The sequence below is a fragment of the Streptomyces sp. NPDC107562 genome (assembly GCF_055657325.1).
Genome location: NZ_JBVKBE010000001.1, coordinates 436,407 through 453,639, shown reverse-complemented (window position 1 = coordinate 453,639; position 17,233 = coordinate 436,407). Strand labels below are relative to the sequence as shown.

Annotated in this window: 14 protein-coding genes; 8 read left to right on the top strand and 6 right to left on the bottom strand. The window is 70.8% G+C overall.

Features of this window, described 5'->3' with window-relative positions; all coding sequences use genetic code 11:
* Positions 1-272: 272 nt before the first annotated feature.
* The 6 genes from ACZ7LV_RS02140 to ACZ7LV_RS02115 all read right to left on the bottom strand — a co-directional run bounded on the left by ACZ7LV_RS02140 (position 273) and on the right by ACZ7LV_RS02115 (position 7,458).
* On the bottom strand, positions 273-1,283 hold the full coding sequence (locus ACZ7LV_RS02140) for a LacI family DNA-binding transcriptional regulator (RefSeq protein WP_385388874.1): 1,011 nt from the start codon (positions 1,281-1,283) through the stop codon (positions 273-275).
* Positions 1,284-1,444: 161 nt separating this feature from the next.
* Positions 1,445-3,049 (bottom strand): glycoside hydrolase family 13 protein, encoded by a 1,605-nt coding sequence (locus tag ACZ7LV_RS02135; protein ID WP_471934872.1) that lies wholly within the window; start codon positions 3,047-3,049, stop codon positions 1,445-1,447.
* A 111-nt stretch (positions 3,050-3,160) separates the two neighbouring features.
* Positions 3,161-4,036, bottom strand: a complete 876-nt coding sequence (locus ACZ7LV_RS02130; protein ID WP_471934871.1) for a carbohydrate ABC transporter permease — start codon at positions 4,034-4,036, stop codon at positions 3,161-3,163.
* A 27-nt stretch (positions 4,037-4,063) separates the two neighbouring features.
* Positions 4,064-5,023: a carbohydrate ABC transporter permease gene (locus ACZ7LV_RS02125; protein ID WP_471934870.1), complete on the bottom strand. Its 960-nt coding sequence runs from the start codon at positions 5,021-5,023 to the stop codon at positions 4,064-4,066.
* Positions 5,024-5,112: 89 nt separating this feature from the next.
* Positions 5,113-6,528 carry an extracellular solute-binding protein gene (locus ACZ7LV_RS02120; protein WP_471934869.1) on the bottom strand — a complete coding sequence of 472 codons (1,416 nt, stop codon included), beginning with the start codon at positions 6,526-6,528 and terminating at the stop codon, positions 5,113-5,115.
* Between the two features lie 339 nt (positions 6,529-6,867).
* The gene (locus ACZ7LV_RS02115; protein ID WP_471934868.1) at positions 6,868-7,458 is read right to left on the bottom strand and encodes a CGNR zinc finger domain-containing protein; all 591 of its coding nucleotides are present in this window, start codon (positions 7,456-7,458) and stop codon (positions 6,868-6,870) included.
* A 128-nt stretch (positions 7,459-7,586) separates the two neighbouring features.
* Between ACZ7LV_RS02115 and ACZ7LV_RS02110 the strand changes: the two genes are divergently transcribed.
* From ACZ7LV_RS02110 to dgoD, 8 genes are all read left to right on the top strand, one after another.
* On the top strand, positions 7,587-8,870 hold the full coding sequence (locus tag ACZ7LV_RS02110; RefSeq protein WP_471934867.1) for an MFS transporter: 1,284 nt from the start codon (positions 7,587-7,589) through the stop codon (positions 8,868-8,870).
* A 410-nt stretch (positions 8,871-9,280) separates the two neighbouring features.
* Positions 9,281-10,567: an ABC transporter substrate-binding protein gene (locus ACZ7LV_RS02105; protein ID WP_471934866.1), complete on the top strand. Its 1,287-nt coding sequence runs from the start codon at positions 9,281-9,283 to the stop codon at positions 10,565-10,567.
* Between the two features lies 1 nt (position 10,568).
* Positions 10,569-11,504: a carbohydrate ABC transporter permease gene (locus ACZ7LV_RS02100; RefSeq protein ID WP_471934865.1), complete on the top strand. Its 936-nt coding sequence runs from the start codon at positions 10,569-10,571 to the stop codon at positions 11,502-11,504.
* A complete protein-coding gene (locus ACZ7LV_RS02095; protein WP_401667484.1) occupies positions 11,504-12,352 on the top strand; it encodes a carbohydrate ABC transporter permease in 849 nt (282 codons plus the stop codon). The genes ACZ7LV_RS02100 and ACZ7LV_RS02095 overlap by 1 nt, the downstream gene beginning before the upstream one ends.
* Positions 12,349-14,433: an alpha-galactosidase gene (locus tag ACZ7LV_RS02090; RefSeq protein WP_471934864.1), complete on the top strand. Its 2,085-nt coding sequence runs from the start codon at positions 12,349-12,351 to the stop codon at positions 14,431-14,433. Before ACZ7LV_RS02095 ends, ACZ7LV_RS02090 begins: the two co-directional genes overlap by 4 nt.
* 68 nt (positions 14,434-14,501) lie before the next feature.
* Entirely contained in the window at positions 14,502-15,278 is a 777-nt protein-coding gene (locus ACZ7LV_RS02085; RefSeq protein ID WP_471934863.1) for an SDR family NAD(P)-dependent oxidoreductase, read from the top strand.
* Between the two features lie 59 nt (positions 15,279-15,337).
* Positions 15,338-16,090 carry a FadR/GntR family transcriptional regulator gene (locus tag ACZ7LV_RS02080; protein WP_471934862.1) on the top strand — a complete coding sequence of 251 codons (753 nt, stop codon included), beginning with the start codon at positions 15,338-15,340 and terminating at the stop codon, positions 16,088-16,090.
* On the top strand, positions 16,087-17,232 hold the full coding sequence (gene dgoD, locus ACZ7LV_RS02075) for a galactonate dehydratase (protein ID WP_471934861.1): 1,146 nt from the start codon (positions 16,087-16,089) through the stop codon (positions 17,230-17,232). Before ACZ7LV_RS02080 ends, dgoD begins: the two co-directional genes overlap by 4 nt.
* The last annotated feature ends 1 nt before the right edge of the window (position 17,233 follow it).

Sequence of the window (17,233 nt, the reverse complement as noted above, 5' to 3'; positions counted from 1 at the left end):
CGCGACGTCCTGGACGAGGAACGGGGAGGTCACGCGCGGGACCCAGCATGACTCCAATAAGGAACGGCGACGGTAGGACGATTTCTTGAGTAAATCTGTGACTCATTTGCATCGCCAGGGTGACAGGTTTCTACTGCGTGATGGCTTTGTCAACGGTTCCGTCATGCACACGGCACGACCTGCGCACCGGAACGACGAACGGCACCGGTATCGGGGCCGCTCGGGGCGGCGGCGATACCGGTGCCGTCGGGTGACGCGACGTCAGGGCGAGGTCAGCGGACGGGCGGCGGAGCCGTCGATCCGCGGACGACGAGCTCGGGCTCGAAGAGCAGCTCGCCGGGGTGGGCCTGGGTCCCCTGGATCTGGGCGCAGAGCAGATCGACCGCCGCGCGCCCCATGGCCTCGATGGGCTGACGCACCGTCGACAGCGGCGGTTCCGTGCAGGTCATGAACGCGGAGTCGTCGTAGCCGATGACCGACACCTCGGAGGGGACCAGGAGCCCTCGCCGGCGGGCGGCCCTGATGGCCCCGAGGGCGAGCGGGTCGCTGGCGCACACGATGCCGGTGACCCCCCGCTCCAGCAGCCGCGCCGCCGCGGCCTGCCCGCCCTCCAGGGAGAAGATGGACCGCTCCACGAACTCCTCGGCCCACGGCATGCCGGCGGCCTTCGCCGCGGCCCGGGCGGCCTCCAGCTTGCGGCGCGAGGGCACGTGGTCGGCGGGGCCGAGGACCAGGCCGATCCGCTCGTGGCCGAGCGAGGCGAGATGACGCCAGGCCTGTTCGACGGCGACGGCGTCGTCACAGGCGACACAGGGGAAGTCGAGCCCCTCTATCGACGCGTTGATGAGGACGACGGGGATCTTGCGCTCGGCCAGCTGGTGGTAGTGCTCGTGCGGGGCGTCCGCCTGCGCGAAGAGGCCTCCGGCGAAGATCACGCCGGAGACCTGCTGCTGGAGCAGCAGATCCACGTAGTCGGCCTCGGAGACGCCTCCGCGGGTCTGTGTGCACAGCACGGGAGTCAGCCCCTGCTGGGCGAGCGCACCACCGATGACCTCGGCGAACGCGGGAAAGATTGGGTTCTGCAGCTCAGGGAGCACGAGGCCGACGAGCCGCGCGCGCTCGCCGCGCAGCTGGGTCGGCCGCTCGTACCCGAGGACGTCGAGGGCCGTGAGCACCGACTGACGGGTCGCCTCGGAGACCCCGGGCTTGCCGTTGAGGACACGGCTGACCGTCGCCTCGCTGACACCCACTTTCTTCGCCACCTGAGCAAGTCGTCGCGTCATACACGCAAGGGTAGCGCAAATCCAATGCAAGATGTGCAAGTGGATTGCACTCTTTCCATTGCGGAATTCGCCGGTCCGCTCACGGTGACCGCGCCCCGGCAGCCCGCGGAGCGTTCTGTCCGCGCCCCCCTGCGGCGCGGACAGAACGCTGCGTCGCCGGGTCAGGCCCGCAGCCACACCGCCGTGTCCCGCGGCAGCGTTCCGTCGGTGTGCAGCGGGCCGCTGGCGAGCAGCAGCCGCGTGTGCGGCGGCAGTTCGGCCGGCCGGTCCGAGAGGTTGACCACGCAGAGCAGGCCACCGGCCCGGGCGAAGGACAGGACGCCGTCCGCGGCGGGCCGCCAGGTCAGGGGGCCGTCGCCGAAGCCGGGTTCGGAGCCGCGCGTCATCAGGGCCTCGCGGTACAGCGTGAGCATGGACCCGGGGTCGGTGCGCTGCCGGTCGACGGCGTAGCGGTCCCAGTCCCCCGGTTGCGGCAGCCAGGGCTGCGCCGAGGTGCCGAAACCGTACGACGGTGCCTCGGCCTCCCAGGGCAGCGGTACACGGCATCCGTCGCGGCCCGGGTCGACCCCGCCGGAGCGGAAGTGCATGGGGTCCTGGATACGGGCCGGCGGTATGTCAACCTCGGGCAGGCCCAGTTCCTCGCCCTGGTAGAGGTAGACGGACCCGGGCAGGGCGAGGGTGAGCAGGGCGGCGGCGCGGGCGCGCCGGGTGCCGAGGGTGAGGTCGGTGGGGGTGCCGAACCGCTTCTTGGCGAAGTCGAAGCCGGTGTCCTCGCGCCCGTAGCGGGTGACGGTGCGGGTGACGTCGTGGTTGCACAGCACCCAGGTCGCCGGGGCACCGACGGGGGCGTGCTCGGCGAGGGTCGCGTCGATGGTGGCCCGCAGCCGCTCCGCCTCCCAGGGGCAGGTGAGGAAGTTGAAGTTGAAGGCGGTGTGGAGTTCGTCGGGGCGCAGGTAGCGGGCGAAGCGTTCCGCGTCGGGCAGCCAGACCTCGCCGACGAAGACGGCTCCGTACTCGTCGGCGATCGCCCGCCAGGATCGGTAGACGACGTGCAGGTCGTCCTGGTCGATGTAGGGGTGGGGGTCGACGCCCTCCACGAAGTCGGCGAGCGCGGGGTCCTTCACGAGCAGGGCGGCGGAGTCGATCCGTACTCCCGCGACACCGCGCTCGAACCAGAAGCGGAGCACCTCCTCGTGTTCCCTGCGGACGTCCGGGTGGGCCCAGTTGAGGTCGGGCTGCTCGGGGGTGAACAGGTGCAGGTACCAGTCGCCGTCGGGGACCCGGGTCCAGGTGGTGCCGGAGAACTGGGAGGGCCAGTCGTTGGGCGGGAGTTCGCCGCTCTCGCCGCGTCCGGGCCGGAAGTGGAAGCGCTCCCGCTCGGCACTGCCGGGTCCGGCCGCGAGCGCCTCCTGGAACCAGGTGTGCTGGTCGGACACGTGGTTGGGGACGATGTCGATGATGACCCGGATACCGAGGGCGGCGGCCTCGGCGATGAGCTTCTCGGCCTCGTCGAGGGTGCCGAAGGCCGGGTCGATGGCGCGGTAGTCGGCGACGTCGTAACCGCCGTCGACCATCGGGGAGGCGTACCAGGGCGTGAACCAGACGGCGTCGATGCCGAGTTCGGCGAGATACGGCAGTCTCGCCCGGACGCCCGCGAGGTCCCCGGTACCGTCGCCGTCGCCGTCGGCGAAGCTGCGGGGGTACACCTGGTAGATGACGGCGTCACGCCACCAGGCGTCGGTGCGGGGCGAGTGAGGGGCTGCCACGGGGCATGTCCTTTCGGGCAGGGTGGATCTTCGCCGCCGACCCGGACAGCGGGGCGTCGGACAGGCCGGCGGCGAAGGCTGGGGAGGAACGGTGGGCCGGGCGTGCGGGCGTCAGCCCTTGAGGCCGCCGGCGGTCAGACCGCTCATGATGTTCCGCTGGAAGACCAGGAAGATCAGCAGGGTGGGCAGGGAGGCGATGGTCAGCGCGGCGATGAGCACGTTCACCGGGACGCCGTTGGACAGCGAGTAGATGCCGACGTTGAGCGTCTGCTTCGCGGGATCGGGCAGGGTGAGCATCGGCCAGAGGAAGTCCTTCCAGACGCCGACGACCGCGAAGATCGACACCACGCCGAGGATGGGCCGGGAGATCGGCAGCACGATCGACCACAGGGTGCGCATCGGGGACGCCCCGTCCATCGCCGCGGCGTCGAGGAGCTCCTTCGGGATGGAGTCGAAGAACCTCTTCAGCAGGAAGATGTTGAAGGCGTTGGTGACGGACGGCAGCCAGATCGCCCACGGCGTGTTCAGCAGGTTCCGTTCGACGATCGGCACGTCCAGGACGGTCAGGTACTGCGGGACGACGAGCACGGTCGCCGGGATCATCAGGGTGGCGAGCATCATGCCGAGGATCGCCTTGCCCAGCACCGGGCGCAGTTTGGACAGCGAGTACGCTGCCGCCACGTCGAGGACCAGTTGGAAGGCGAGCGCGCCGAACGCGTAGTAGAGGGTGTTGAAGAGCAGGGAGGACAGGTCCATGACCTCCCAGGCGCGGCTGTAGTTCTCCGGGGTGAAGCTCCCCGGCACCAGCGTCGGGGGTGTCTGGATGACTTCCTGGGCGTCCTTGAAGCCGCTGGAGACGAGCCAGTACAGCGGTCCGAGGAAGACCAGGGTGAAGCCGCCCATGACCAGGGTGAAGACGGTCCAGTAGACGGCCTTCGCACGGGGCTTGGCGCGCTGGGCCGGCGAGATGAGCGTACGCGTGGACATGATGTCTCTCTCTGTCTCTCTCCTGGCCTACTCGTCCTCGGCGCGGCTGAGCTTCACGTACGCCGCCGAGAACCCGGCGAGCAGTACGAGCAGGAGCAGACCGAGCGCGGCCGCGGCGCCGTAGTCGTTGAAGTTGAAGGCGTACTGGTAGATGAGGTAGACGACGGTGGTCGTGGACCCCTCCGGGCCGGCGCCGCCGGTGAGCAGGAACGGCTCGACGAAGACCTGCATCGTCGCGATGACCTGCATCAGCAGCATCAGGGAGAGGATCAGACGCGTCTGCGGGATGGTGACGTGCCAGATCTTGCGGAACAGCCCCGCGCCGTCGAGCTCGGCCGCCTCGTACAGCTCGCCGGGAATGCCCTGCAGGGCGGCGAGGTAGATGAGCGCGGCGCCGCCCATGTTCATCCAGGTCGAGGCGATGACGACGGAGAGCATGGACAGGTCCGGGTCCTGGAGCCATTGCTGCTGGGGCAGGTGCAGGAAGCTCAGCAGTTCGTTCAGGAGCCCGTATCCGGGGTCGTAGAGGTATTTGAAGAGCAGGACGGAGGCGACCGGCGGGAGCATCACCGGCAGGTAGACCAGCAGCCGGAGGTATCCCTGTCCGTGCTGGAACTCGTTGATGACGACCGCCACGACGAACGGGACCGCGAAGCCGAGGACCAGTGCGAGCACGGTGAACAGGAGCGTGTTGCGCCAGGCCTGCCAGAAGGCGGGGTCGTTGAAGACGGTGGTGAGGTTCTCCAGTCCGACCCAGGTCGTCCGCCCGCTCTCGGTCTTCTGGAAGGCCAGGAGGAACTCCCTGACCATGGGATACCAGGAGAACACCGCGAAGCAGACGACGGCTCCGACGAGGAAGCCGTGTGCCGTGAGATTGCGTCGCAGGCTCTTGGCGAACCGGCCACCGGGCGGTACGGGGCCCGTCGCGCGCGGTGTGGAGTGGCGGGGAGGTCTCGCCTTGCTCGGGGTCAGGCTGGGGGCCGACATCGTCGCTCCTCGGTACTGAACGTGCCTGTCTGCTGCCGGAGGGCTGCCGCCGGGCGGGGCGGCCCGGTGGGCCGGCCCGCCCGGTCATGTCACTGGTTGGCCAGGATCTGGTTGACCTGCGCCTCGGCGGTGGACAGGAGCCCCTCGACGTCGGCGTCCTTGTTGGTGAGGATGCCGGACATCACGTTGTCGAGGACCTTGTAGATCTCCTGCGCCTTGGGCGGCTCGGCCTTGCCGGCGACGGTGTTGTCCATGAACGTCTTGAAGTTGGCGACCGGCATGGTGGCGTGCTCGGCGCGCGCGGCGTCGTCCTTCGCCTTGGACTCGTTCAGCCAGAAGTTGGGCTGCGGGACACCGACGGGCAGACCGTCCGCCTTGGCCCGCGCCCAGTCGAACTGGCCCTTGCCGACGGTGAGGTTCTTGAAGTTGAGCCAGGCGACGGCGGCCTTGATCTTGTCGGCCGAGATGCCCTGCTTGATCATGTAGTTGTTGCCGCCGGCCAGGGTGTTCTTGCCGCCGGGTATCGGGCCCATGCCGAAGTTCTCGTACTTCGCGCCGAGTTGCTGGACCATGTACGCGATGTCGTCGGGGGCGGCGAGGAACATGCCGAGCTTGTCGGTCGCGATCTGCTTCTGGAGGTCGCCCCACTTCAGCAGCTGGGTCTTGCCCATGCTGTCGTCCTCCCACCGCATGGCGTGGAGGTTCTCGGCGACCTGCTTGCCCAGTTCGTTGTTGAAGGCGGCCTTCTTGCCGCTCGCGTCCACGATGTCACCGCCGAGGCTGTACATCTGCGCGGTGAAGTGCCATCCGCCGGTGTTGCCCGCGCTGTACTCGCCGAAGCCGGCCGTGCCGTTGCCGAGGCCGGCGATCTTCTTGGCCGCGGCACGCACCTCCTCCCAGGTGCGCGGCGGGCTGTCGGGGTCGAGGCCGGCCTGCTCGAAGAGCTTGCGGTTGATCAGCAGACCCATCGTGTAGTTGCTGGTGGGCAGGCCGTAGAGCTTGTTCTCGTGCTTGAGCGAGCCGAGGACGTCGGGGTCGATGTCCTTCAGCGCCGGCACGGACTTGTCGTTGACGTACGCGGTGATGTCGGCGGCGCCGTCGTTGTCGAGCACCTGCGCCAGGTCGGTGAAGTAGGTGTAGAACACGTCCGGCTGCGACTTGGCCTTGAGCATGGCCGTGAAGCGCGGCGGCTCGAGACACTGGCCGGGGGTGGAGCGGCCCTCGACGGTGACGTTCGGGTAGGTCTTGTTGAACTCGGCGACGTCCTCCTTCCACTCCTTGAGTTCCGCCGCCTTCGCCGCCGGAGGCATGCAGTCAATGGTGATGGTGACCTTCGTCTTCGGGTCCAGCGGGGCGGACGGATCGGACGCGCCGCTCCCCTCGGACGTGCCGTCGTTGTTGTCGCTGCTGCTCGTGCCGCAGGCGGCGAGAGCGGTCAGCGTGAGGGCGGAGACGAGGGCGACCGCGCCGGCGCGGCGGGTACGGCGGAACCGGGCACTTCTCATGGTGGACCCCTTCGGGCATGAACGTGGAGGTCGCCCCACCACCGGACGGCTGATGCGTTGTGGGGCGGGCCACACTCAACCACCCCCGACAAGTGAACGCAAGATATCGCGCCGTTTTCGTAATTGCTCGACAAAGGAGTGTCAGAGGGGGCCGTGGATCACTCTGATCAGTGCATGGAGCCCCGCAAGGCCCGCACCGGCCCAGGACTGACCGCGGGGAGGACGGTCGGGTGCGCGGTCCGCATAGGGGCGCGGCGCGTTGTCGGTCTTTTGCGCGCGATCCGTCAGCGGCGTGACAGCGTGGGGCTCGGGCGGGGCGCGCGTCCGTGCGCGCCGCTTTCAGCGCGGCCCGTCGGCCTTCGCCCCGTCGGCCTTCTTGCGCGCCCGGTAGGCCGCCACGTTCTTCCGGTTGCCGCAGACCTCGTAGGAGTGCCACCGCTGGGTACGGCTGCGGGTCGTGTCGTAGAAGGCGTGCCCGCAGCGTTCGTTGGCGCAGACGCGCAGGCGGGACCAGGTGCCGGCGTCCACGAGTTCCGCCACCGCCAGGGTGATCGCGCCGACCACGGGGTCACCGGCCACCTGGCGCGTCCGCACCCTGCCGGGCGCCGTGAACTCGTGCCGCCACGCGACCGAGGCGGCATGGCCGGAGAGGTCCGCCCAGCCGTCCGCCGCTTCGGCGGCGTCAGGCGCGGTGACCAGGCGCAGGAGGATCTCGCGCAGCGCGCGGATCTCGGCGAGGCGCTCCGGTGACGGCGGACCGGCGTCGGAGTGGGCGAACGGACTCAGCACGGCGCTCGCCGTACCGGGATCCTCCAGCGCCTCCGGAAAGGGGTGGGCGGTGCTGTGCGGGCGGGAATTCAGCAGGTCCACGATCGCCGCGGCCGTGGCGGGGACCTCCCGCGCGGCCTCCGATCCTCGGGTTCCGGTCACCTTGTCACCGTAATGCACAGGGTCTATTCCAAGAAGGGGATTACATCGGCGGTCGCCCGTGTTGGCGCGTAAGCAACAACAGAATTTTGACCCTTACGCTCCCCACGACCTCCCCGAGGAGAGACCTCGTGCACCCCAAGCTCCCGGCGAGGCGGATACCGCGCACGGCCGGCTTCTGGCTGCTGGCCGTCACCCTGCTGGCAGTGCTGGCCGCGTCCGCCGCCCCTTCTCCGCTCTACGTGGTCTACCAGGCCCGATGGGGCTTCTCACCGACGGTGCTGACCGCCATCTTCGCGATCTACGTCGTGGCCCTGCTGGTGGCGCTGCTCACCGTCGGCGAGCTCTCCGACCATGTCGGCAGGCGGCCCGTACTGGCGGCCGCGCTGGTCATGGAGGCCGCCTCCATGGTCGTGTTCCTCACCGCGGACGGAGTCGGTCCGTTGCTGGTCGCCCGGACCCTGCAAGGCCTCGCGACCGGCGCTGCGACCGGTGCCCTCAGTGCCGGGCTGCTGGATCTCCAGCCCTCGCCCGGCTCTTCGCTCGGCCCGCTGCTGAACAGCGTCGCTCCCGCCTCCGGCCTGGCCGCCGGGGCGCTGGGCACCGGGCTGCTGGTGCAGTACGCCCCGGCCCCGACCACCCTGGTCTTCGCCCTGTTCACCGTGCTCTTCGTACTGCTCGCCGCGGCGATGCTGCTGCTGCCCGAGCCGGTCACACCGCGCCGGGGAGCCTGGGCCTCGCTGCGGCCGCGGGTGTCCGTGCCCGCGCAGGCCCGGACGACGTTCCTGGCCGCGGCGCCCGCCCTGATCGCCACCTGGGCGCTCGGCGGCCTCTATCTCGCGCTCGGCCCCTCGCTGGCCGCGGAGGGCCTGCACATCGAGAACCGGCTGATCGGCGCTCTGGTGGTGACGACGCTCTTCGGCGCGGGAGCGGCGGCCTCCCTGCTGGTCCACACCAGGACGCCGCACCGGGTGATCGCCGTCGGCTCCGTGGCGCTCGCGGCCGGCACCGGCCTGACCCTGCTCGCCCTCGCCGCGTCCTCGGCGCCGTTGTTCTTCCTCGCGACGGCCCTCGCCGGCGCCGGTTTCGGCAGCACCTTCCTGAGCGCCTTCCGCTCGCTCGCGGCGCTGGCGGGCCCCGGCGACCGGGCGAAGCTGATCGCCTCCGTCTACGTCGTCAGCTATCTGGCCCTCAGCGTCCCCGCCGTCCTCGCGGGGCTCGCCGTGCCGTCGCTCGGCCTGGACACCACGACGACGATCTACGGTGCCGGGGTCGTCGTGCTGGCCCTGGTGGCCTCCGTGTCCATGACGGTCGTCCGCAGGGCCCCGGCCACACCGATGGTGCTGGTGGCCTCCTCGGCGGACCGGGACGTCGTGTCCCGGCCCGAGACCTGCGGTGCGCGGTCCGGCGGCTGAGTCCCGGGCGGGTCACCGCACCCCTGGACGGGCGGCGCGGCCGCGCAGTGGTACGCCACTGCGCGGCCGTTTCGCTGCCGACGCCTCGGGCGGGCACGCACGATGGCCAAAGGCTCTGGCGCGCGAGGTCTCCTGTCAACCCTCCGGAACTACCCTGCCCCTACTTTCTATTAAATTAGGAATTAATGTTGACAGGGTGGCGACCGCACGCCACAGTCTTCGCCGTGACGCCGACGGCCCCTCCCCAGCGCGGCCCGCGTCATGTGCCCGCACCTCCAACCCAGTTCAAATAAATTAGTAATTATTCTTGACGTGGCGGGAGTGCCACGCGAACCTGGATCCGCGCGAGGGGGGCCCTCCCACCCCTGACGGCCACGGCCCAACCCGCGCGGATCCGCAAGGAGTTCTCCATGACCAACCACCAGACCAGCCGGCGCCGGTTCCTCGCCGGGCTCGGCGCCGCCGGGACGACGGCGCTGCTCAGCGGCTGTGTCACCTCCACCTCCTCCGGCAAGAGCTCCTCCGGCGGCGCGGTGACCCTGCAGTCCAACCTCTCGGCGCCGCAGGCCAAGGCCGCGATGGAGGACCTCGTCGCCGCGTACGGCAAGAAGGGGTCCGCAAGCGCCACCCTCAACACCGTCGCCGCGGAGACCTTCCGCACCCAGCTGCCGACGTACCTGACCTCCGCCAACCCGCCGGACGTGTACACCTGGTACCCCGGCTCGGTCGCGGAAGCGTACGCCAAGAAGGACCTCCTGCTGGACCTCGGCGAGGTATGGGAGTCCCCGGACCTCAAGAAGTACTCCAAGGCCCTGAACAGCCTGTGCACGGCGAGCTCCGGCAAGAAGGTCTTCGTGCCCACCACCTACTACTGGTGGGGCATGTTCTACCGGAAGTCCCACTTCGCCAAGTGGGGCGTGAGCGAGCCGCAGACGTGGGACGACTTCCTCGACCTGTGCGACAAGCTCAAGAGCAAGGGCATCGACCCCATCGGGCTGGGCGCGGGCGGCAACACGCCCTGGGTCGCCTCGGCCTGGTTCGACTACCTGAACATCCGGATCAACGGCGCCGACTACCACCGCAAGCTGCTCGCCGGTGAGCACCGCTTCGACGACCCCGAGGTCCGCAAGGTCTTCGACCGCTGGACCGAGGTGCACCCGTACTTCGATCCGAACGGCACCGCCGTCGCCTTCCAGGACGCCACGACCTCGCTGCTCAACGGCCGTACCGGCATGATGCTGATCGGCACCTTCTTCGCCGACGCCGCGCCCAAGGACGCCCTCGACGACATCGACTTCTTCCGGTTCCCGGTCATCGACCCGAAGGTCCCGCTGGCCGAGGAGGCGCCCACCGACGGCTACTTCGCCAGCGCCCGCACCGGCCGCGGCGACCAGGTCCTCGACCTGCTGCGCTACCTCGCCACGGCCGAGGCCCAGGAGATATACATCAAGGGGTCCTCCGGCACCGCACTGCCGTGCCACCCGGACGCCAAGGACGCCGGCACCGACCTGGTGAAGAAGGGCCGCGCCCACGTGGCGGAGGCCAGCGAGATCACCCAGTTCTTCAACCGGGACTCCAGCGACGCCCTCCAGCCCAGCGCCGACACCGCGCTGACCAAGTTCCTGGCACAGCCCAAGTCCGTCGGCGGCATCCTGACCGACTGGCAGCGCGACGCCGAGAAGATCTGGCGGGGCTGACGTGGCCGTCCTGACCGCCCCGGAACGCAAGGCCCCGTCACGGCAGCCGCACCGTGCCGGACGGGGCCGGGGCCCCAGCCGTACCCCCGCCCTGGTGCTCGTGTTCGTCCTCGTCCCGCTGCTGGCGGAGGCGCTGTGGGTGTTCTGGCCGGCCCTCCAGGGCTTCTACCTCTCCCTCACCCGCTGGGACGGCGTCTCGACCCCGCAGTTCGTCGGACTGGACAACTTCCGGGAGATGGCCGGCGACGAGGTCTTCCGCGGCGCGGCCGGCAACACGGTGCTGTGGCTGGTGCTGTTCGGCGGCCTGTCCGCGCTGCTCGGCCTGGCCACCGCGATGCTGCTCCAGCAGGAGCGGCGCGGCGTCGGCTTCTACCGCGCCGCCCTGTTCCTGCCCGTCGTCTTCTCCCTGGTCGCCACTGCCCTGGTGTGGCAGGCGATCTACCAGCCCGACGGCGTCCTCAACCAGCTCCTGGAATCCGTCGGACTCGGCAACCTGCGCCACGCCTGGCTCGCCGACCAGGACACGGCGCTGTACGCGGTGATCGTCCCCGCTCTGTGGCGGCAGATCGGCTACGTCATGGTCCTCTACCTGGCGGGCCTCAAGGGCATCGACCCGGCCCTCTACGAGGCGGCCAAGGTCGACGGCGCCTCGGCGTGGCAACGCTTCCGCCACGTCACGCTGCCGCAGCTGCGCGGTGTCAACGCCGTCGTCCTGTCCGTCATCATCATCGACTCACTGCGTTCCTTCGACGTCGTGTGGGCACTGACCCGCGGCGGCCCCTACCACTCGTCCGAGTTGCTGAGCACGTACATGTACTCGACCGCCTTCCAGTCCCTGCGCCTGGGCTACGGCTCCGCGCTGGCCGTCGTCATCTTCGTGCTGGCCTTCGGCGTCATCTGCTCCTACCTCGTCCGTGCGTTCCGGGAGGCCGACTGATGGCCCTCAACTCCGCGGCGCTGCGCCGCAAACGAGCCTCGACCGCGGCATTCCACCTGGGCGCCGGGTCACTGGCGGTGCTGTGGCTGCTGCCCATCGCGCTCGTCCTGGTCACCAGCCTGCGCTCCTTCGACGACATCGCCGCGCACGGCCTGGGCAGTTGGCCGCGCTCCTTCACCCTGGCCAACTACGGTCAGGCCTGGGCCGACGGCGGACAGCAACAGGCCCTGATCAACAGCCTGGTCGTGACCGTTCCGTGCGTGCTCGTGACGCTGGCCCTGGCGGCGATGGCCGCGTTCGGTCTCAGCCGCTACGAGATGCCCTTCCGGCGCACCCTGTTGCTGCTCATGCTCGGCGGCAACCTGCTCCCCCCGCAGATCCTGCTCATCCCGGTGTCCAAGCTCAGCGAGATCATGGGCGTCTACGACACCCTGCCCGCTCTCATCGGGGTGCAGATCGGTTTCGGCGTCGGCTTCTACGTCTTCGTCCTGTACGGCTTCATGCGTGCCATACCGCCCGAGATCCAGCAGGCGGCGGTCGTCGACGGCGCCGGGCCCTGGCAGATCTTCTGGCGCATCATCCTGCCCCTGGCGCGCCCCGCGCTCGCCGCGCTGAGCGCCCTGTCGTTCACCTGGATCTTCAACGACCTGCTGTGGGCCATCACCGTGCTGCGCAGCGACACCAAGATGCCGATCACGGCGGCGCTGATCGGACTCCAGGGACAGTACGTGTCGATGTGGAACGTGATCGCCGCCGGTTCGGTCATCGCGGCCGCGCCCACCGTGGCGGTGTTCCTGAAGTTCCAGCGGCACTTCGTGGCCGGCCTCAATCTCGGAGCGGTGAAGTGACATCCCCTCGACGCTGGACCCTGCGCACCCAGCACACCAGCTACACGGTCCGCCTCTCCCCCGACGGCCCGTGGGCCGAACTCGACGCCTGGGGCCCGCTCGGCGTCGAGGACGGGCCCTCGGCCCTCGACTGGTCGCACCGCACGCACTTCATCACGCCCGCGGACGCCGCGCCCGCCGAGTACGTCCCGCACGGCCTGCGCCCGTTCACCGGTGCCGACCTGGTGGCGTCCCGACCGGGCGGCGAACGCGGCGTGTGGTGGGAGTTCGCGTCGGCGCAGGAGGGCGAGGGGACCCTGCGTCTCGCCTTCACCGACGACGTCCTCGGGCTGCGCACGGTGCTGTGCTACGAGACCGTGCCCGGGACGGACGTCGTCCTGCGCTGGACCGAGCTGACCTGCACCGGTGACGAGGAACTGCGCCTGGAGCGCATCGACTCGGCCGGGGTGAACATCCCCGTCAGCGGCACGGCACGGCTGACGTATCTCACCGGCCAGTGGTCCCAGGAGTTCCAGCGCACCCAACTCGACCTGCCCAGGGGCACCTTCACCATGGGCAGCGTCCAGGGCGCCCCCGGGCACGCCTACGCGCCGTGGCTCGCGGTGCAGGACGGGACGTCGCAGGCGGCCTACGGCATCGCCCTCGAATGGCCGGGCAACTGGCACATGAGCGCGCAGGCCGAGCCGGGCGGCGCCGTCCGCGTCCGCGCCGGGCGCGTCCCGCACGAGGGCGCCGTGTTCCTGGCCCCCGGCGAGACCCTCACCACCCCCCGGCTCGCCTGCGCCTTCAGCTCCGACGGCCTGGACGGCCTGGCCCGTGTCTGGCACCGCTACGAACGCCGGCTCACCGGTGAGCGCCTCGACCGTCCCCGCAAGGTCCTCTACAACTCCTGGGAGGCCACCGGGTTCGACGTCGACGCGGCGGGCCAGCTGGAGCTGGCCAAGGTGGCCGCCGACATCGGCGCCGAACTGTTCGTCGTGGACGACGGCTGGTTCACCGGCCGCGCCGACGACACCGGCGGCCTCGGCGACTGGTACCCGGACCCGGCCGCGTTCCCGCAGGGCTTCGGACGGTTCGTCGACGACGTGCGGGCGCTGGGACTGGACTTCGGGCTGTGGGTGGAACCCGAGGCGATCAGCCCGGCCAGTGAGCTGTACGCCGCACATCCCGAGTGGGTGTACCGGATCGACGGCCGCCCGGCCCGTCTGGTCCGCAACCAGCTCCTGCTCGACCTCGGGCGGGCGGACGTCCAGGACTTCGTGATCGCGACGCTCGACCGGCTGCTCACCGAGCATCCCGTCAGCTACCTCAAGTGGGACATGAACCGGCCGCCCACCGAACGCGGGCGTCCCGGCGGCGGCCCCGCCGACCATCTGGACCTGGACGCCCAGCACGTCGCGGGATACCTCCGTGTCCTGGATCATCTGCGCGCCGCCCACCCCGACGTCACCGTCGAGGGCTGCGCCGGCGGCGGTGGCCGCGTCGAGCACGCGACGATCGCGCGCACCGACGTCGTGTGGCCCAGCGACAACACCGCTCCGCTGGACCGGCTGGCCATCCAGCACGGCTTCCTGCACGCCCACGCTCCGCATGTCATGAGCTCCTGGGTCACCGACGCGCCCGGCGTGTTCGACCCCCGTCCGCGCAGTCTCGCGTTCCGCTTCGTCAACGCCATGTGCGGGGTACTCGGCATCGGTGCCGACCTGCGCGCCTGGACGCCGCAGCAGCGCGCCGAGGCCGCCCACTGGATCGCCCGGTACAAGGACGTACGGGACGTCGTCCACCGGGGCGACGTGCACCTCCTGGGCGGCCCCGCGGACCCGACCTGCGGGGTGCAGTACGACGATCCCGGGACGGGGCGCACGGTCGTCGCCGCGCTGAGCACCGGGCGGCTGGACGGCGCGCCCCTGGTGCCCGGCCGCCCCTCCCGGCTCCGGCTGCGCGGACTCGAACCGCGGGCCCGCTACCGGGACGCCGCCGCGGACCGGACGTACAGCGGGGCTCATCTGCTGCATCACGGGCTGCCGTTCGCCTGGAGCGCCGATCACGACGCCGAGCTCGTGGTGCTGACCCGGCTGTGAGCCCGTACGACATATGTTCTCAGGACGGCCCGACCAGTCGTCCCGCGCACGCGAAGGAGTGCAGCCCCATGACGGAGCAGCCCGCACCACGGCCCGGTGCCCGCTTCACCGGCCGTACCGCCGTGATCACCGGGGCCTCCTCCGGGATCGGGGCCGCCACCGCCGAACGCCTCGCCGAGGAGGGCGCGGCGGTCGTGCTCGCCGACATCGCCGAGGAGCGGGGCGAGGCCGTCGCCGAGCGGATCGCCAAGGAGGGCGGCCGGGCCCGGTTCGTGGCGGCCGACGTCTCCGTGGAGGACGACTGGACGCGGATAGCGGCCGCCGCACACGCCTTCGGTCCCGTCGACCTCCTCGTCAGCAACGCCTACACCGTCGAGGTGACGCCGGCGCACGCCCTGTCCCTCGCCTCGTGGCAGCGGCAACTGTCCGTCAACCTCACCGGGAGCTTCCTCGGTGTCCGGGCGATGCTGCCCGACCTGCGCGAGCGCGGGGGTGCCGTGGTGCTGACCTCGTCGGTCCACGCCCACCGGGGCATCCCCGGTCATCCCGCCTACGCGGCCACCAAGGGCGCCCTGCTGTCCCTGTGCGGCCAACTGGCCGTCGAGTACGGGCCGCAGGTGCGGGTCAACGCCGTGGTGCCGGGCCCGATCCTGACGGCGGCGTGGGACAGGGTGACACCCGAGGACCGGGAGCGCAGCGTGGCCGAGACGGCCGCCCGCCGCTTCGGCACCCCCGAGGAGGTGGCCGCGGCCATCGCCTTCCTCGGCGCCGACGAGGCCTCGTACATCACCGGGACCTCGCTCGTGGTGGACGGCGGCTGGAGCGTCGTGAAGGCCTCCGCATGATCCGGTGCACGCTCGCGAGCCCCGCTCACGCGCCCCTCCCAGCAGAAAGGCTGTAGACGATGACGCCCTATGCCCGCCGCGGCGTGCACGGCCAGACCGTGGAAGTGCTCGCCCGCCGCATCCTCGGCGGTGAGATCCCCGAGGGGAGCACGCTGGATCTGGTGGCGCTGCAGAGCGAGTTGGACGTGAGCCTGACGGCCCTGCGCGAGTCGTTGAAGGTGCTGGCCGCCAAGGGGATGGTCGACGCCCGCCAGCGGCGCGGTACCTTCGTGCGCGCCCGCGCCGAGTGGAACCTGCTCGACGCCGACGTGCTGCGCTGGCAGTTCGAGGGCGGCCGTACGACCGATGCCGACGCGTTGCTGCTGCGCAATCTCGCCGAGGTGCGCGCCATCATCGAACCGGCCGCGGTGCGGCTGGCCGCGGAGCGCCGCACCGAGGACGATCTGGCCGCTCTGGACGGCGCGCTGGCGGCGATGGAGCAGGACGACGCCGACGCCGCCCACGCCGTCGACGCCGACCTCGCCTTCCACCGCGCCCTGCTCGCCGCCACCCACAACGAGCTGCTCGAACGCATGGAGATGGTCATCGAGTCGGGCCTGGCCCACCGCGACCGCATCGTGCACAGCTCGCCGCACGGCGAGGACCCCGTCCCGGCGCACCGCGCCGTGCTGGACGCGGTCCGTGACCGTGACCCGCGGGCCGCCGAGGCCGCGATGCGCGCGCTGCTCGACCAGGCGGGCCGCGATCTGGACCGGGTCGGCACCACCGACGAAGCGACGCACGACGAGACGGAAGGTTCCCGCCCTCAGTGAAGATCACCCGTATCGAGACCTTCCTCGTCCCGCCGCGCTGGCTGTTCTGCCGCGTCGAGACCGACGAGGGGGTGGTCGGCTGGGGCGAACCCGTCGTGGAGGGCCGCGCCGAGGTGGTCCGGGCCGCCGTCGACGTGCTGGCCGAATACCTCGTCGGGCAGGACCCGTTGCGCGTCCAGGACCACTGGCAGGTGCTCACCAAGGGCGGCTTCTACCGGGGCGGACCCGTCCTGTCGAGCGCCGTCGCCGGACTGGACCAGGCCCTGTGGGACATCGCCGGGAAGACCTACGGTGCTCCGGTGCACGCCCTGCTGGGTGGGCCGGTGCGCGACCGGGTGCGCGTCTACGCGTGGATCGGTGGCGACGAACCCGCCCAGATCGGCGAGCAGGCGGCGGCCCAGGCCGAGGCGGGCTTCACCGCGGTCAAGATGAACGCGGCCGGAGCCACGTCACCGGTCACGACCGCCGCGGAGACGGCCGCGGTCGTGGCCCGGGTGGCCGCCGCCCGCGAGGCGCTCGGCCCCGACCGTGACGTCGCCGTCGACTTCCACGGCCGCTTCAGCGCCGCCACCGCCCGTCGGGTGCTGACCGAACTCGCCCCCCTGCACCCCCTGTTCGCGGAGGAGCCGGTTCTCCCCGAGCAGAACCATCTGCTGCCCGGCCTGGTCGCCGCGAGCTCCATCCCGCTCGCCACCGGCGAACGGCTCTACGGGCGCGCCGAGTTCCTGCCCGTGCTCGCCGCCGGTGTCGCCGTCGCGCAGCCCGACCTGTCGCACGCCGGCGGGATCTCCGAGGTGCTGCGCATCGCCTCGCTGGCCGAGACCTACGGCGCTCAGCTCGCCCCGCACTGCCCCCTCGGCCCGATAGCCCTGGCGGCCAGCCTCCAGGTCGCCTTCGTCACCCCGAACTTCCTGATCCAGGAACAGAGCCGGGGCATCCACTACAACAAGGACGCCGACCTGCTGTCCTACCTGGTCGACACCGAGCCGTTCCGCTTCGTCGACGGCCATGCCCTGCGCCACGGCACCCCGGGGCTCGGCATCACCGTCGACGAGGACGCGGTACGCGCCGCCGACCGCGCCGGTCACGCCTGGCGCAACCCGGTGTGGCGGCACCCCGACGGCTCCTTCGCGGAGTGGTGAG

Bases quoted from the DNA above. Each gene is read 5' to 3' on its own strand.
- ACZ7LV_RS02125 (WP_471934870.1), bottom strand. From the start codon at position 5,023: ATGTCGGCCCCCAGCCTGACCCCGAGCAAGGCGAGACCTCCCCGCCAC.
- ACZ7LV_RS02085 (WP_471934863.1), top strand. From the start codon at position 14,502: ATGACGGAGCAGCCCGCACCACGGCCCGGTGCCCGCTTCACCGGCCGT.
- ACZ7LV_RS02095 (WP_401667484.1), top strand. From the start codon at position 11,504: ATGGCCCTCAACTCCGCGGCGCTGCGCCGCAAACGAGCCTCGACCGCG.
- ACZ7LV_RS02120 (WP_471934869.1), bottom strand. From the start codon at position 6,528: ATGAGAAGTGCCCGGTTCCGCCGTACCCGCCGCGCCGGCGCGGTCGCC.
- ACZ7LV_RS02080 (WP_471934862.1), top strand. From the start codon at position 15,338: ATGACGCCCTATGCCCGCCGCGGCGTGCACGGCCAGACCGTGGAAGTG.
- ACZ7LV_RS02130 (WP_471934871.1), bottom strand. From the start codon at position 4,036: ATGTCCACGCGTACGCTCATCTCGCCGGCCCAGCGCGCCAAGCCCCGT.
- ACZ7LV_RS02105 (WP_471934866.1), top strand. From the start codon at position 9,281: ATGACCAACCACCAGACCAGCCGGCGCCGGTTCCTCGCCGGGCTCGGC.
- ACZ7LV_RS02140 (WP_385388874.1), bottom strand. From the start codon at position 1,283: ATGACGCGACGACTTGCTCAGGTGGCGAAGAAAGTGGGTGTCAGCGAG.